The sequence below is a fragment of the Secundilactobacillus hailunensis genome, from assembly GCF_005405185.1.
Classification (GTDB): domain Bacteria; phylum Bacillota; class Bacilli; order Lactobacillales; family Lactobacillaceae; genus Secundilactobacillus; species Secundilactobacillus hailunensis.
Genome location: NZ_BJDO01000007.1, coordinates 34,459 through 50,007, shown reverse-complemented (window position 1 = coordinate 50,007; position 15,549 = coordinate 34,459). Strand labels below are relative to the sequence as shown.

Sequence of the window (15,549 nt, the reverse complement as noted above, 5' to 3'; positions counted from 1 at the left end):
TCCTCAAAGTATAAACCGACCTCCTTAATTTTTTAGTACTTAATTATTATACATTAATATTTTAATTATTAAAATAGTTTTTAAGTATACATAACTTTTTATTCGCAAAATCAAAACAAAAAGTCCACGGGAATTGATTTGCTCGTGGACTTAGTCAATCATTCAATTAAACAATGATCAGCGATTTGATTGCTTCTCGCTTAGCCATTGCCTGATAGGCAGCATTGATATCATCTAGCTTAAACGCCTTCGTAAAGACTTTACCCGGATGAATATCACCATCTAATACCGCCTTCAATAAGACCTGCTTGTCATACGTGGTTACTGAAGCTGGACCGCCAGCAATGATATCGGTAGCTCCAAATTCACGCGCTAATTTTTGGCGATCCTCATGGCGACTCATGGCGATAATGCGCTTAGCCCCACGCATCTTAGCTGCAATCACACCGCACAGACCAACCGCACCGTCACCCACAACGACCACCGTGTCACCAGTCGTCACGTTGGCAACGCGAGTGGCATGGTAACCAGTTGCCATCACATCAGCCAGGCTTAATAGGGAATTCAACATTTTATCACTATAATCAGCTGGCTGACCCGGTACCTTAACTAACGCCCAGTCAGCGTGCTGAAACCGAACGTATTCCGATTGAACGGCCGAACTAAAGTTATCGTCATGGCTCTGGCAATCACCATCAAAGCCGGCTAAACAGGCCGCACAGTGGCCGCAGCCGTGAGTAAACGGTGCAATCACAAAATCACCCGGCTTAACCGTAGTAATGGCACTGCCGACTGAATCCACGATACCAATCGCTTCATGCCCAGAATTAGCTGAATAGTCATCCTTATCTTCTAATCCGCGATAAGCCCATAGATCAGAACCGCAGACACAGGTTCTAACGACTTTAATAATCGCGTCATCGTCGGCTTGAATTGTCGGCTTAGCCACCTCTTCAATAGCGACTTGACCAGCCTTTTCAAAGATTGTTGTTTTCATAAAAATTGCCCCTTTCAAAACATACTTGGTTCATATAGCGAACCATTGAAAATACAAATTCAGTATAGCAGTTAGAGTATAGACGAAGTCAAGGCACTATTTGCCCCTAAATTTCTAAGCTGAAAAAGTGGTAAAATAATCCTGAAAATTGAAAGGAAGCTGAGATCTTGACAATCAAAAATAAAGTCGTTGTGATTACTGGTGCCTCTAGTGGCATTGGCCGAGCCACCGCCGAAAAATTAGCGCAATCCGGTGCTAAAGTAGTCATTGGTGCGCGTCGTGTCGAACGCTTAAAGAAAATTGCAAATGAATTTCCTGCAGGCCATGTTTTGTTTCAGGAAACAGACGTCACTGACCGCGAAAGTGTTAATAGCCTCATTAAATTAGCAACCGATAATTTCCAACGTGTTGATGTTTTATATAACAACGCCGGTTTAATGCCGATTTCAAAAATGGCCGACCTCAAGGTAGATAAATGGGATCGGATGATCGACGTTAACATTAAGGGTGTGCTGTATGGCATTGCAGCGGTCCTGCCCGTAATGATCAAACAGCAGAGCGGCCAAATCATCACAACCGATTCAGTGGCTGGCCACGTCGTCCATCCCGGAACAGCCGTCTATGCTGGTACTAAATATGCCATTCAAGCAATCATGGATGGTCTGCGTCAAGAACAAGTCGCTAACCACATCAAAACAACTATGATTTCACCTGGAGTTGTCAATACTGAACTATTTAGCACCATTAGCGATCCTAAGCAACGTGCTCAAACCGAAAAGTCAGAAAAGGAAACCGGTCTAAACGCTGCAGATATCGCCAATGCGGTGGCTTACGCCATTGACCAACCCGCAAATGTTGCCGTTAATGAAGTATTGCTGCGCCCATCTACGCAGATCATTTAACCTTTTTCAGCCAATAAAAGAGCGATGAACACCTCCGTTATGGAAGAGGCTGTTCATCGCTCTTTTGTGATGCCGGGTGTAGTGGACCGACATCTGTAGTTGTAGTTGAGAAATGTAGCTCGAAAGAAAGTACAATTAAGAGTTTACTAAAATTGGTTTGTATAATCAACCCTTTTTGTAAATTTTTTTAGAGAAAAACTAATTTTTTAAATATAAAAAGGGATTGTTAGTGTTACTGTGATACGATGAACATAATTTTTATGGATTAACTATGGTATCTTTTAAAATAATTACTGACTTTGTGAAGAGATTGTTCTTAAGTGATTTATCTATACCATTTTTAAGCATAGTTGAAATATATTATAAATTCGACTATGTTTAAAAGCTATTTAAATTTAAAGTAAGATCTTCACAACTGATATTACTCGCCTTTTCTCTTATTGGTTTGTTTCCTCATTCGGTAATGTCTCTCGCTCCCCTAGCGTTGACTACTGTGCAAATTTAATCGCATACCTATTCCCTTCATTCAATTAATCTTTAATTTAAATATTAACTAACGCTTGGTGCTAGTTGATTTTTTTAAGAGTAGCTACTAACAGGCATTGTTCGATTCTCGTTTGAAAACCATCTAATGAATGTGCTCGATTGCTTTCAAGACTAAAGCTATCTCCCCATTGAGAAAATACAGTTTCAATATACCTGCGATCACGCATTAATAATTGATTGTTAACGCCATTGTGAAGCATGTTACGGCGCTTGGGCGTCCAAAAATCAATACCGTCGTCGGCCAGTCCAGATTTTAGTTTTCGGCTCAGATAACCCACGTCCGCTAGAATATACGAGCATGGATACTGGTCTACCAATGTTTTCACCATCTTAATGTCGTGGACTGAAGTTGGGGTAATCGTATAGGCAACTGGAATGCCTTGATCGGTCACCTCAAAACTGCCCTTGAAGCCGCAATACCATTGCTTTTTCGTCGCATTAAATCCGATATTGGCGATTGGTTTGAAGCGCTTAGCTCGATAATTGCGTATGGGATGGCACACCGGCATTGGAAAACTGTCAATAATGGTATACCTTGGCTTAGACATTACCGTTTTGACTAAGCCATTACGTATCGATTGGAGTATCTGACCAGCACGCACACTAAGTCGGCAAAATCTTGAGCGCTCAGGAAGACTGGAGAATCCTAGGTTTAAAAGTTGTCGGTAGAATCGACGTTGGACAGTAATGCCCAATTCAACCTGCCAACAAAGTAAGGCCAATAAGTTAACATCGCTTAATTTGGCTAGTTTATAATTCTTTCTGAATCGTATTGATGCAGGTACAAATCGCTGGTATAACGGCGATAATAGCCTTATCCATTTAGCTAGTGGTGATTGAATTCGAACGACTGATTGCTTATACTGTAATTGGTCCAACATGGCATTCACTTCTTAGTTAGTAGAGTAACTATAGTGTAGCCTTGTCGGGCTATTTTTGTTCAAATTTAATCAACTAGCACCAAGCGTATTAACTAATATACGAATTAGCGCTATATTTAAAAATACAGGGAGGCAACATCTATGAAAAAAACTATTTTAGTCACAGCTGCTTTAAGTTTTGGCCTATTAGGGGGGCTAGTCTCAACAAACACATCGGCCAGTGCAGCAACAACTCACAAAGGACTACCACATTCATTAATTAATACAAAATGGCACGCAAAAACGGTTTACACCGCTAGAGGTCGTGAAACATCCAAGCTTCATTTCCATAAAACAACTATTAGCGGTGAATGGGCCGGTGGAGTTGATCCATTTGGTGTTTCTAAAGTAAGATACAAATATACCGGCCATCATACTTATAAACTCTATGCACGCGAGTATGGCAACGCTCCTATTAATGGTTACGCTTGGCGTGGAAAGGTTAAAATTTATAATTCACATAAAATTTACTTTAAAGATTACTCGACAACGTGGAAATACACTAATACTATTTATCAACGTTAATCAGCAGTAGCGAAATATAATAAATATGGAGGCAACACCTATGAAGAAATCTATCTTAGTAACACTAACACTATCTGCAGGATTAATTGCTAGCATTGGCGTTACATCCACGACTGCCAGTGCAGCAACTTGGCACAGTGGAACACCCAGTTTTTTAGTTGGGCATAAATATCGTAGTAGCATTCATCATGGATACCAGGGAATACCAACTTATCAGCATCTAACGGCTACAAAACACAGCATTGATTATGTTTATTCACAGTCAGACGGCTATGGTGGCACTCACACTGGTTATCAGTACAATGGTAAAACGTATACGGTACGTTATCGTGCAATAGACTGGTCAGGTAACCACAAGTATCATAGTTATAAAATTACACGATTGTCTTCTAAACATATAAAAGTTAATGGTCAAAAAATGGTTAAATTCAGCAAGTATCCCACTTGGCATGGTAAGGCAGTTAGGTAATTCTTTAAGTACTCTATTGAGTGTTTTTATTATGTCTTTAAACCCAGTTCGCTGATTTCATTAAAATGAATCAAACCAACATGGGTACCTTAAAAATAGTCAGGCGATCATAAATTATTGCTGTTATAGCAACTCTAACAGTCCCTTGGAGAATGTTTAAAGCGTAACTGTTTTGGCTTTTATAATCTAACTAATTTTTTAATTACATTTTGCTAATTTAGAAATAGACAATACCGCTACAAAGTCGTGGTTGTGCCCGTGAACCTCACCGATATGAATTGATGCTGAACCAAAATAAAAAGCCCTCTAAATCAACATTTAGAAGGCTTCTTATTGTTTATCTTATAGTATCTATAAGGAGAGTACAGGATTTGAACCTGCGCGCCGGCTATAAACCGGTTCGCCGGATTTCGAGTCCGGTGCATTACCACTCTGCCAACTCTCCATAACAACAACACACTAAATAATTATAAACAAAACTAGCCAAACTTGCAACCATTCTCAGTCAATATTTAGTATGCTGATCAGTTTTTCTAGAATTCCATCAAACTAAAGATGTCATAACCATTAATTTTATCGCGGCCGTGAAGGTCTTTGAGTTCAATGATAAATGCAGTACCAACAACGATACCGCCTAAATCTTCGACTAATTTGATTGTTGCGCCAATCGTACCACCAGTCGCCAATAAATCATCAGTTACAAGTACCCGTTGGCCAGGCTTAACAGCATCCTTATGCATATAGAGCGCAGACTTCCCGTATTCCAGGTCATAGGTTGCCTTAACCGTTTCTCGTGGCAACTTACCTTCCTTACGTGCAGGTGCAAAACCAATGCCTAATTCATAGGCAACTGGACAACCCACAATAAAGCCCCGGGCTTCGGGACCCACGATCATGTCTACATTTTTACTACGAGCGTAATCAACTAACTGATCCGTGGCGTAACGGTAAGCTTTACCATCCGACATCAAAGGTGAGATATCACGAAACATCACACCAGGCTCGGGATAATCCGGTACCGTAGCAACGTACTTCTTTAAATCCATCGTCATTTTAATGAGCAACTCCTTTAATCTTGTGTAATTAGCGAGGTCAACAAAGACTGCAAGTCAGCCGTTTCGCTATACAATAGTTGTTTTTCAGTTTCAATCTGCTGCTGTCGTTTTTGGTAACTTGGTGCGTCAGTGATCTGACGATGAGCCGGCTTTTTCACTTCATTTAACTTGCCATTGGTAATGGTCACAAATTCCAACTCACGAAAGATCTGCAACATCAGAACTAATTGAGTAGGTACGATCTGTAAATATTTAGCCAGCTCATTCAGTCGATGAGTGACATCCACATCATGATGCGTTTGAACGAACCTAAACAGTTTAGCATATTGTGCGCGATCTGGCATCCCCAAAAGGTAATGAGATTCCTTTAAATAAAAATAACTTACGATTTGGTCGGCTTTAACCGCTTTTAACGCTGTCTTTAAATCACTGATTTGAGCCGGACAGTCCACCAAATACATCGTGGGTGTCTGAACCTCACCTAATCGTTTAGCATCCGCCAGCAGCCAAGAATTAGCAGTTGCTGGAATCTGTGACTGCAACTGCTCATAAATTTTCTGGTTAAAAAAGACATAGGTGGCATTTGTATCTTGAAACATTTCCGCACGCAATTTTTGGGTCCGCTGATCACTGATCACCAGTCCATCGACAGCTAAATCTTTCACCATCACCTGCATGGAAATCCGCCCCTGCCAGACATTAACATTGATCTGGCCGACGATCTTAACCTGTTGCGGTGCGCTTTGAAGCACTGGTGCCAGCTCACCGGCACCAAAATCAATTGCATTTAACTGTTGATTTTGATCAGTCAATTGAAACTTCAAGTGTTTCCCGTCAGCGCCAATAGCTTTCACATTTTGAACCGCTGACGGCTTGAATAGAAACATTGGTACTGGATTATCAGTCCCAAATGGTGCTAATCTGCGTAACTGCTGATAAAGGTCTTTAGTAACCTCACTCACTGGCATCTCAGACGCCACCGTTAACTGTGATTTAGGCTGATCGGCTAAGTTTTGATCAGCAGCTGCCTGGTCAAACCCCGTTTGCAGTTGTGTGAGCTGATTCGCTTTTGCCGTCATCCCTACCGCAGCCGCGTGCCCACCAAAGTTAACTAACAGGTCACGCTGACCGTCAAAAGCTTCAAACAGGTTAAAACCCTCAACACTACGGCCGGACCCTTTAGCGGTACCGTTTTCCGTATTGACGTTGAGAACTACGGCTGGTTTACCAGTCGCTTCAACGACCTTACTGGCCACGATACCCAGAACCCCTTCGTGCCAGCCCTGACCCGTGATCAGCATGGTGGGATGGTCACGGTGATCGGCGTCTTGGGCTTGTGCCAAGGCAACTTCACTGATATCAGCAACTAGCTTTTGCCGATACTTATTTTGCTTCTCTGTCAGATCAGCCAATTTTTCAGCCCGGTCTTCGTCCAGGGTGGTCAGTAATTCAACGGCTGGTGCCGCATCGTCTAACCGACCTAACGCGTTTAGCCGGGGCGCGATACCAAACCCAATCGACTGTTCATCGAGTCGTTCTGGTACAATGCCCGCTTCTTTGATCAACGCCACTAATCCCAAACGGTCAGTTTGTGACAGCAGCTGTAAGCCAGCGGTCACTAACACACGGTTTTCGTCAACTAGTGGTACAAGGTCAGCCACTGTCCCAATCGCTGCCAGATCCAGCATTTCTTGCGGAACTTCATCTAACAGTGCCGTTGCCACTTTAAAGGCCACCCCAGCACCGGACAGTCCGCCAAAGGGATACTGGCCCTCAGGATGACGCGGGTGAATGATAGCGTAAGCGTCCGGTAATTTACCCGGCAGTTCATGATGATCAGTCACCACTACATCACAGCCTAATTCATTGGCACGGGCAATGGCATCGTTACCCGCCACCCCATTATCCACCGTCACGATCAGCTGCGTACCGCCCTCGATTAAACGCTCAAAAGCAGCCACGTTGGGCCCATAACCATCAACAAACCGGTTAGGGATAAAGTAGTCCACGTTAGCCCCGATTTGATCCAAGGTTTCATAAAGAATCGAGGTACTGGTCACACCATCCGCGTCGTAGTCACCATAGATTGTAATGTGATCACCGTTAGCAACGGCATTTTGAATCCGCTCAACACCCTTTTGCATGTCGTGCATACTCATTGGATCGTGCAGCTGCGATAAATCGGGCTGTAAAAATTGTTCCGCTTTTTCCTTGGTATCGTATCCGCGGTTGAGTAAGATCTGAGCTACCATTGGTTGAATCGACAATGTATCTGCCAATTTAGTAGCCTCGTCACTTGGTTGATCGACGTTTTTTACTTGCCAATCATAATGTGGTTCAATCACGCTTATCACCCTTTACTTCTGGTTGACTTGATTTGGATTTACCAGTTTTTGCTGCATCCGTCTTGGAATTAGTTTCAGCAGACCGCGTTTCATCTAACCGGGTCTCTAAGGTCTGAATGCGGCTAGTCTGTTGTTTGATGGTTTTTTTATTTTGGTAATTTGAAATAGTCGCAAACAAGAACATTAAAATAGCTCCCAGAAAAATGGCTACTAATAGCACTAGGACTAATGGCCACGAAACGGTCGCGAAGCCAAAATGAATCGGTATTGATTCAGTATTCATCACTGCAAAAACGGCAATTAGGATCACGATTAGAATCGCAATGATCACTTTTCCTTGACGTTTCATTAAACAGCCCCCTATTCCCGTTCTTTATCAAACGGTACATCAATCACATCAAAGTCTTTGACGACCTTCGTGTTACTAAAGACTTTCTGAGCTTGCTTTTCTAAATCATGAGCCAGTTTTCCGTTGTAACGAGCCGAAATATGATTCAGTAATAACTTACCCACGTGGGCGGTCTTAGCAATGTTAGCTGCCTGCACGTTAGTTGAATGATAATAACTGTGTGCCATGGCTGCTTCATCCTTCGCAAAGGTACTTTCATGGACTAAGACATCGGCGTTTTCCGCCAGTTTATAGCTATTAGCCGTCTTGCGCGTATCGCCTAAAATAGCCACGATCCGCCCCCTTTGGGCATGGCCAATATAATCTTGGCCATTGATTACTCTGCCATCAGGTAAAGTCACTGTTTTACCAGCTTTAAGCTGCCCGTAAATTGGCCCAGACGGCACCTGATCGGCCTGCAGTTTATCCACCATCAATTCACCTGGATGATCATGTTCCACCACCCGGTAACCAAAGGCTTCGATCTTGTGATCTAAATGCTCGGCGTACACCGTGAATTTATCATCTTCAAAGATCTTACCGCCACCAGTTAATTCCACAAATTCAATGAAATAGGATAATTTCGTTTCGGAAACCTTTAAACTGGTCAACACAAAGTTCCGAATCCCTTTAGGCCCATAAATCGTCAACTTATCATTACCGCCCTGAAACGAGCGACTGCTAAGTAAGCCTGGCAGCCCAAAAATATGGTCGCCATGCAAGTGGGTAATAAAGATTTTATCAATTTTACGTGGTTTGATCGTGGTTCTTAAAATCTGGTGCTGGGTGCCTTCACCGGCATCAAACAGCCAGATAGAATTGCGTTCTTCCAGTAACCGTAATGCCAGGCTGCTAACGTTACGAAACTTTCCTGGGGAACCGGCACCGGTACCTAAAAATTCAATTTGCATATCTGTCGTCCTTTTCTATCTATCTTGCACCGCACATTTACCCGGTGTCATCTGGTCCTTTTAAAATGAATCTCAACCCTACAATTGTATCAGATTCAACGCAGGATTGTTTGATTATTTGGCTGAAATAATGACGATTATCCTTAAGGAAACTAAAATAACTCGGTTCAATGATTGTTCCCTCAGATAATGTATAATAACCCTTAGAGGAAGTGAAATAATTGCGCTTAGGAGAACTTATCACATTAGTCCACTTGCTGGATCCCAGCTTAAAATTGGGGCTTGATACGAACCCGATAAAACCGATCAGCGGCCTGTCAGCTGTTGGTGATCAGCTCCTATTGCACACCGTTACCCAGACGCCTTTAACCGTTGAAAGCTTGCGACAGCATTCAATCCACTTTGACCAGAACTTAACCGTATTTAGGTCTCATGGTGACCGTCTATATGGTTTTCGCCAATCAGGGCACTGGCTGTTATTTAAATAATGGAGGGATTTAATATGTCAGATAAACATTTCATGCTAACTGTCATTTTGGCAGCTGGTCTCATCTTAACTGGCTGCGGGAGCCAGGCAAAAACCAACCAGCATACACAATCCAGTTCAGCGTCTTCATCTAGTCAATCAACTAAAACGCCTGAACGGTCTGCGTCTGATCAAGCAACCATGAAGCCTTATAAAGTGCCAAGCTCGGAAAAAGACAATCAAAATTATCAAAAATCAGGACTGCTTTCCATTCCGGGACAATTTGCCTATGATCAAGCTGGCACCAAACTTACTTTGGCACAAAACAAACATCAAAACCAGCAAACAGCTAGCCGGGGCATCGCATATCACATCATTACTACCAAGCGATTCAACAATAATGCCAAAACCAAACGGGCCATCCAAATGGCACAGCAGGCCTTCAATGTGGGTCAGCTGCCTAACCCCTATCAAACTTTACAGATTAAGTTCACCGTTAACAACAGCTCTGAAAATGCCGTTAAAATCGATGGGGTCCAAAAGATTAGTTTAAATGGTTCAAAGCCGATTACTTCAACTGGCATCAGTGATCCCAGTGCCGGACAGGTCATTCATAAAAACCAGACCCGCACATTTTCGGCCATGATCCTAGTTGGTCCCACCAGCTTTAAAGTCAACCGACTGAGCATTCAATTCTCAGGCAGCTTCAATCAATCGGGCCAGCAAGTGTCAAAAACACCTGCCGCCATTCAGATCGTGCTTTAACTTTTATAACCACTAAAACACCGTATGCTGACGTTAAACGTTCGCACACGGTGTTTTTTTATTTTTCTAGTGGTGAATTAGGAGCCGTTAGTTGCTGAATTAATAAGCGGGTAAAGTTCTGGTTTCCAGTTGGATTAGGGTGCACATTATCCGAGTAGAACCAGCTTTGATGATCCTTACTCAAGCCGTGCCAATCGACCATTTCAACGTTGGGATAACGTTTAGCCGCTTTAGCGATCGTGGCGTTCACAGAGGCTTCCCAGTTACGGGTCGGCACATGGGTGTTGACCCAGAAGATGTGGCGCTTAGGACCAACCATCTGAATCACCTTGTCAATTTGACTATCAGTCATTGGACTGTTAGTCCCTAAATTGATTACTACCGTATTGGCCAAGGCCCCTTGCGACTTCAGCGATTCGATCTCTTTAGGTGCCTGCCAGATCTGTCGGCCAACACCAGCTGAAACGTAAGTGTTCGGGATCACCTGACGAATATCCTTAGAGACATCCACCATGACAGAATCGCCAATGGCCGTTACCGAAAGGTCCTTCACCTGAACGTATTGACGCTTGGAGAGGCCATACGTCTTCATCAATTCCTTTTGATGGGCTGATAATTTGACTTTCTTCCAGGCTTCTTCACGCTGTTTTTCCGCAGCCGCTTTTTTATTCGCTTCTCGCTGCTTCTTTAAAGCTTCTCGATTAGAAGAAGCATCCTGCTTTTGATTATGTTTGATGTTCGTCTGGAGCGCTGAGTCATTAGCTTCCGAATGGGCCGGACTGGTAGCTGCACCAAACAGTGCAACGCCGGTAACCAAGGCCGCTGGAATAATGACGTACTTACGCCAGCCAAACTTTCTCGGGTTTTGGAAAAATTCCTTGATCAGACTTGGCAGTTGACTATAAGTGTAATGCCGCGTTGGGTTCTCCAAATAACGGTAAGAGAGATCACTCACGATCAATATCAGGATGGCTTCTACTAAAGCGTTCAGCACAGGGTGAGCAGCGATGTTAGTTACTTTGGCTTCATAGAAAATCATAATGGGAAATTGATACAGGTAGATTCCATAGCTGCGTTTACCGACCCAATCAAAGATCCGGTTAGTAAATAGCTGGTTCATAAACCCGGCTGGATGCGCCACGGTTGCGACCAAAATAGCTGATAGCAGCGTAAACAGGAACATTCCACCATGATAAGTGAAGCTTGACTGACCAGACATGGTAAAGAACATGATGATTAGGAGTGCAAAGCTAATGAGCCCAGCACCGTTCAATAACCACTTTGCTCGGCTGTTCAGCTCCGACCTTAACTTAGTCGCAGGCCAAACAAAGGCTAGCGCGACACCCAGTAAAATCGCAAACATCCGAGTATCAGTCCCGTAATAAACCCGGTTAGTCATCGCAGTACCGGTATAGAGGTAACTCATCCAGACTGCTGAGGCAACTGCTAACGCCGAAATCAGGTAAAAAATCGATTTCCGTTCTTTAAAAATAAACAGCAAAACCACTAAAACCAGTGGCCAAATTAAGTAAAACTGCCCTTCGATCGATAGTGACCAAAGGTGTGTGAATGGTGACTCTCCGTTAAACCGGTCAAAGTAAGATTGACCATGACCGATTTCCCACCAGTTGTACACGTAAAGTAAATTAGTGCTGATGATGGCTTTTAAACTGGCAAACAGTGAACGCTGAAATAAAGTAATGTACGCTGCCGTCGTCAAGACCATCGTCACTAATGCTGGATACAGTCGCTTCATTCGGCGGATATAAAACCCGATAATGTCGATCCGCGAATTCTGTTCGTATTCCTGTAAGAGCAAGTCAGTGATTAAATATCCCGAAACCACAAAGAATATGGGGACACCTAGATAGCCCCCCTGCAAACTATAGGGCAATAGATGATAGACGATCACACCAATTACCGCAACAGTTCGGATTCCGTCAAATCCAGAAATATAACGGCTATGCTTAAGCCGTCTGCTCCCTGCGTGTTGCATCAATTCTCCCTCGTTTCCTCTTATCTCTTATTATGCCAATAATACTATTCTACAAATTCAAAGGTAAAGTCATCGATCTGAACTAAATCACCGTTATGAGCACCCTTTTCTCGTAACGCATCATCGACGCCCATACCCCGCATTTGCCGTGCAAAGCGCAACGTACTTTCCTCATGATCCATGTTCGTCATCTGGAACAACCGCTCTAATTTAGCACCGGTTAGAACCCATGTGCCGTCTTCATCGCGATTAATTGCAAAGTCGTCAGCCTGCGCTGCTTGATCCTCAGGATTGAGCATCTGTTCAAGGTCATCAACACCCTTAACTGGGAAGGCTGGGGTCTGATCAAGAATTTCAACCGTCTTTCGAATCAGCGGTGTTAACCCGTCATGAGTCACACTGGAAATGGCCATCACAATTGGTGGCGTATCAAGCGTAGTATCCTTTGCCAGCTTCTGTTTCAAAGTTGCCAAATTTTCAGCTGAGTCCGGCAGATCCATCTTCGTTGCCACAACGATTTGCGGTCGTTTCAGTAAGTCTGGATCATACTTCTTCAATTCCGCGTTGATCTTCAGAAAATCATCGTAGGGATCACGTCCTTCAAATCCACTGACATCGATCAAATGCAGCAGTACCCGGGTCCGTTCGATATGCTTCAAAAATTCGATTCCAAGACCGACGCCACTAGCTGCCCCTTCGATTAAGCCGGGCAGATCAGCCACTGCGAAATCACGGCCGTCACTTAACTTAACCATCCCAAGATTAGGGGTGATCGTTGTAAAATGATATTCACCAATCTTGGGTCTGGCACTAGTAATAGCTGCCAGTAACGTGGATTTTCCAACCGATGGAAACCCAATCAACCCAACATCAGCTAATAGCTTCAATTCCAAACGAACGCGGCGCTCTTCTCCAGGGGCGCCGTTTTCAGCTAATTCTGGTGCGGGATTCTTCGGTGTGGCGAAGTGGACGTTGCCACGGCCGCCACGACCACCTTGCGCAATCACGACTTGATCATCCGTGTGCACGAGGTCCGCAATCACCGTATTGGTCTCATCGTCAATGACGGTGGTCCCTAAAGGAACTAAAATAACGCGATCCTCAGCACTGCGACCCGTCATCCCTTTAATGCCGCCGTTTTGACCATGGTCAGCCTTGAATTTTTGATTAAACCGAAAGTCCATCAGTGTTCGCAGGCCCGAGTTAACTTTAAAGATAACACTGCCGCCGCGACCACCGTCGCCACCGGCTGGCCCACCATTTGGTTCATACTTCTCTCGCCGGAAGGCAACCATTCCGTTACCACCATTTCCGGCTTTAACATTTATTGTTACGTGATCTACAAACATAGCATTTCTCCATTATTCCATTTCATTCGAACATTCCTAACCTTGTTATTATCCAATGAATACCGCCAAATTACCACCGTTTATTGCATTTTTTTAAGTTTATTATCAACTGGTTAAAGTCGTGTTGGCTAAGGTCAGGTGAATCGTATCGGCAACCGACTTCGAAATCCCTAGTTCATGCAGTTCTTCGGGAGTTGCAGCCGCAATTTTCTTCATTGAACCAAACTTCCGCAGTAACTTATTTCTGGTCTTTGGTCCTACCCCTTCAATATCATCCAAGCGTGAACTCAGCGAGTTTTTCGCGTGAACTTTGCGATGAAAGGTAATGGCAAACCGGTGAACTTCGTCTTGAATCCGCTGCAGGAGATAAAAGCCCTGTGATTTAGGATCCAGGTGAAGCGGCGTATCCTGCACTTCAGACAGGAGATCAGCCGTTTTATGCTTATCGTTTTTCACCATGGCAGCCACCGGAATATTCAGTCCTAATTCATTGATTAAAACGTCTTTGACGGCGTCTAGCTGAATCGTGCCGCCATCCATTAAGATTAGATCCGGCATGGCAGCGTGTTCCTTCAGCAGACGCGTGTAGCGCCGGCGAATGACCTCGCGGGTACTAGCCGCTTCATCCGCATGATCCACGGTTCGCAGCTTATATTTCCGATATAGGTTCTTATTCGGCTGCCCGTCAACAAACACGACCATCGCTGAAACCAGATCAGCACCTTGAATGTGCGAGTGGTCAAACGCTTCGATCTTATGTCCCGGCGCAATTCCTAGCGCATCAGTGATCTCTTTCATGGCACCAGTGGTCTTCTTTTCATCTAGTTCCAGTAACCGAAACTTTTCTTCCAAGACTAACCGTGCGTTTTTGCCAGCCATCTCCAATAAGGCCCGTTTTTCACCCCGCTGCGGCGTTCTTACCGGCATCGGCAGCATCTCTTCGAGGATCTCTTTAGGCAAGCTTTCCGGCACTAGAATCTCCTTTGGAAAGATACTGTTCTTACGGTGATAGAACTGAATGATAAAACTGGTCATTTCCTCGATCTCATCGTTAACGATGGGGAACAACCGCTTTTCGCGTTTCATTAACCGTGCTTGGCGAATAAAGAAGACCTGAACCGATAACCAGCCCTTGTCCAGGTAGAAATTAAAGATATCCCGCGGTGTTTGATCATTAGAAATGATCTTCTGTTTTTCCACCGTCACTTCAATGTAGTGCATTTGATCACGAATCTCAGCAGCCCGCTCAAATTCAAGGTTATCAGACGCCTTTTTCATCCGGGCATTTAAGTGCCGCTTTACCGTGGCAACGTTACCGTTCAGAAAGGATTTAATGCGTTCGATCTGCTGATCATACTCTTCCTTGGGAACTTCTTTAAAGCAAGCTCCCAGGCATTGCCCCATGTGATAATACAGACAAGGCCGGTTCTGGAACCCGTTGCAGCGTCGCAAAGGATACACTTTCTGCAAAAAATGCAGGGTCTCTTCAGCGGCGTAAACGTTGGGATATGGGCCAAAGTAGTACGCGCCATCCTTACGAATCGAACTGACGATCAGCATGGTGGGATCGCGTTCATTCGTGATTTTAATGTAGGGATAGCCCGTCCCCTGCTTTAGCTTAATATTATAGTGTGGCTGATGTTTTTGAATCATGGTGATTTCAAGCAAAAAGGCTTCCTTGTCAGTCGAAGTCACAATGGTTTCAAAATCAGCAATTTCAGAGACTAAACGGGCGGTCTTTCCTTCATGACTACTTTTAAAGTAGGACCGCACCCGGTTTTTTAAGTTTTTCGCTTTGCCAACGTAAATGATGTGCCCATTGATGTTTTTCATCATGTAAATTCCCGGCATATCGGGTAAAAGCGCTAATTTATGTTCAAGATATTCGGTGGCCAAATCAACGACCTTCTTTCAC

The 15,549-nt window shown here is 43.9% G+C and carries 14 protein-coding genes and 1 tRNA gene; 5 read left to right on the top strand and 10 right to left on the bottom strand.

Annotation, left to right across the window (positions count from 1 at the left end; all coding sequences use genetic code 11):
- Positions 1-166: 166 nt before the first annotated feature.
- Positions 167-997: an alcohol dehydrogenase catalytic domain-containing protein gene (locus FFM73_RS03380; protein WP_137630379.1), complete on the bottom strand. Its 831-nt coding sequence runs from the start codon at positions 995-997 to the stop codon at positions 167-169.
- Between the two features lie 167 nt (positions 998-1,164).
- Between FFM73_RS03380 and FFM73_RS03375 the strand changes: the two genes are divergently transcribed.
- Positions 1,165-1,899, top strand: a complete 735-nt coding sequence (locus FFM73_RS03375) for an SDR family oxidoreductase (protein WP_137630378.1) — start codon at positions 1,165-1,167, stop codon at positions 1,897-1,899.
- A 566-nt stretch (positions 1,900-2,465) separates the two neighbouring features.
- On the opposite strand, the gene FFM73_RS03370 is transcribed toward FFM73_RS03375, so the two are convergent.
- Entirely contained in the window at positions 2,466-3,326 is an 861-nt protein-coding gene (locus FFM73_RS03370) for an IS982 family transposase (protein ID WP_137630377.1), read from the bottom strand.
- A gap of 141 nt (positions 3,327-3,467) precedes the next feature.
- On the opposite strand from FFM73_RS03370, the gene FFM73_RS03365 reads away from it, so the two are divergent.
- Both FFM73_RS03365 and FFM73_RS03360 read left to right on the top strand, forming a co-directional pair.
- A complete protein-coding gene (locus tag FFM73_RS03365) occupies positions 3,468-3,890 on the top strand; it encodes a hypothetical protein (protein ID WP_137630376.1) in 423 nt (140 codons plus the stop codon).
- A 40-nt stretch (positions 3,891-3,930) separates the two neighbouring features.
- The gene (locus FFM73_RS03360) at positions 3,931-4,359 is read left to right on the top strand and encodes a hypothetical protein (protein WP_137630375.1); all 429 of its coding nucleotides are present in this window, start codon (positions 3,931-3,933) and stop codon (positions 4,357-4,359) included.
- Between the two features lie 356 nt (positions 4,360-4,715).
- Here FFM73_RS03360 and FFM73_RS03355 read toward each other — a convergent pair.
- From FFM73_RS03355 to rnz, 5 genes are all read right to left on the bottom strand, one after another.
- Positions 4,716-4,804 (bottom strand) — tRNA-Ser (locus FFM73_RS03355).
- A gap of 88 nt (positions 4,805-4,892) precedes the next feature.
- A complete protein-coding gene (locus tag FFM73_RS03350; protein WP_089137061.1) occupies positions 4,893-5,411 on the bottom strand; it encodes an adenine phosphoribosyltransferase in 519 nt (172 codons plus the stop codon).
- A gap of 17 nt (positions 5,412-5,428) precedes the next feature.
- Entirely contained in the window at positions 5,429-7,759 is a 2,331-nt protein-coding gene (gene recJ, locus FFM73_RS03345) for a single-stranded-DNA-specific exonuclease RecJ (protein WP_137630374.1), read from the bottom strand.
- The gene (locus FFM73_RS03340) at positions 7,752-8,108 is read right to left on the bottom strand and encodes a LapA family protein (protein ID WP_137630373.1); all 357 of its coding nucleotides are present in this window, start codon (positions 8,106-8,108) and stop codon (positions 7,752-7,754) included. Before FFM73_RS03340 ends, recJ begins: the two co-directional genes overlap by 8 nt.
- Positions 8,109-8,119: 11 nt before the next feature.
- Positions 8,120-9,058 (bottom strand): ribonuclease Z, encoded by a 939-nt coding sequence (gene rnz / locus FFM73_RS03335; protein ID WP_137630372.1) that lies wholly within the window; start codon positions 9,056-9,058, stop codon positions 8,120-8,122.
- Positions 9,059-9,279: 221 nt separating this feature from the next.
- Between rnz and FFM73_RS03330 the strand changes: the two genes are divergently transcribed.
- Together FFM73_RS03330 and FFM73_RS03325 are read left to right on the top strand one after the other, a co-directional pair.
- Positions 9,280-9,546, top strand: a complete 267-nt coding sequence (locus tag FFM73_RS03330; protein ID WP_137630371.1) for a hypothetical protein — start codon at positions 9,280-9,282, stop codon at positions 9,544-9,546.
- 14 nt (positions 9,547-9,560) lie between these two features.
- Positions 9,561-10,289 carry a hypothetical protein gene (locus FFM73_RS03325; protein ID WP_137630370.1) on the top strand — a complete coding sequence of 243 codons (729 nt, stop codon included), beginning with the start codon at positions 9,561-9,563 and terminating at the stop codon, positions 10,287-10,289.
- Positions 10,290-10,347: 58 nt separating this feature from the next.
- Here FFM73_RS03325 and FFM73_RS03320 read toward each other — a convergent pair whose 3' ends face one another.
- The 3 genes from FFM73_RS03320 to uvrC all read right to left on the bottom strand — a co-directional run bounded on the left by FFM73_RS03320 (position 10,348) and on the right by uvrC (position 15,530).
- Complete coding sequence (locus FFM73_RS03320) at positions 10,348-12,285, bottom strand: acyltransferase family protein (RefSeq protein ID WP_137630369.1); 1,938 nt, start codon at positions 12,283-12,285, stop codon at positions 10,348-10,350.
- Positions 12,286-12,329: 44 nt separating this feature from the next.
- Positions 12,330-13,634 (bottom strand): GTPase ObgE, encoded by a 1,305-nt coding sequence (gene obgE / locus FFM73_RS03315; RefSeq protein ID WP_137630368.1) that lies wholly within the window; start codon positions 13,632-13,634, stop codon positions 12,330-12,332.
- A 105-nt stretch (positions 13,635-13,739) separates the two neighbouring features.
- The gene (gene uvrC, locus FFM73_RS03310; protein WP_137630367.1) at positions 13,740-15,530 is read right to left on the bottom strand and encodes an excinuclease ABC subunit UvrC; all 1,791 of its coding nucleotides are present in this window, start codon (positions 15,528-15,530) and stop codon (positions 13,740-13,742) included.
- Between the last annotated feature and the right edge of the window lie 19 nt (positions 15,531-15,549).

Excerpts from the sequence above, each read along its gene's own strand:
- FFM73_RS03380 (WP_137630379.1), bottom strand. The coding sequence starts at position 997 with ATGAAAACAACAATCTTTGAAAAGGCTGGTCAAGTCGCTATTGAAGAG.
- FFM73_RS03370 (WP_137630377.1), bottom strand. The coding sequence starts at position 3,326 with ATGTTGGACCAATTACAGTATAAGCAATCAGTCGTTCGAATTCAATCA.
- FFM73_RS03365 (WP_137630376.1), top strand. The coding sequence starts at position 3,468 with ATGAAAAAAACTATTTTAGTCACAGCTGCTTTAAGTTTTGGCCTATTA.
- FFM73_RS03360 (WP_137630375.1), top strand. The coding sequence starts at position 3,931 with ATGAAGAAATCTATCTTAGTAACACTAACACTATCTGCAGGATTAATT.
- FFM73_RS03350 (WP_089137061.1), bottom strand. The coding sequence starts at position 5,411 with ATGACGATGGATTTAAAGAAGTACGTTGCTACGGTACCGGATTATCCC.
- FFM73_RS03340 (WP_137630373.1), bottom strand. The coding sequence starts at position 8,108 with ATGAAACGTCAAGGAAAAGTGATCATTGCGATTCTAATCGTGATCCTA.
- rnz (WP_137630372.1), bottom strand. The coding sequence starts at position 9,058 with ATGCAAATTGAATTTTTAGGTACCGGTGCCGGTTCCCCAGGAAAGTTT.
- FFM73_RS03325 (WP_137630370.1), top strand. The coding sequence starts at position 9,561 with ATGTCAGATAAACATTTCATGCTAACTGTCATTTTGGCAGCTGGTCTC.
- FFM73_RS03320 (WP_137630369.1), bottom strand. The coding sequence starts at position 12,285 with ATGCAACACGCAGGGAGCAGACGGCTTAAGCATAGCCGTTATATTTCT.
- obgE (WP_137630368.1), bottom strand. The coding sequence starts at position 13,634 with ATGTTTGTAGATCACGTAACAATAAATGTTAAAGCCGGAAATGGTGGT.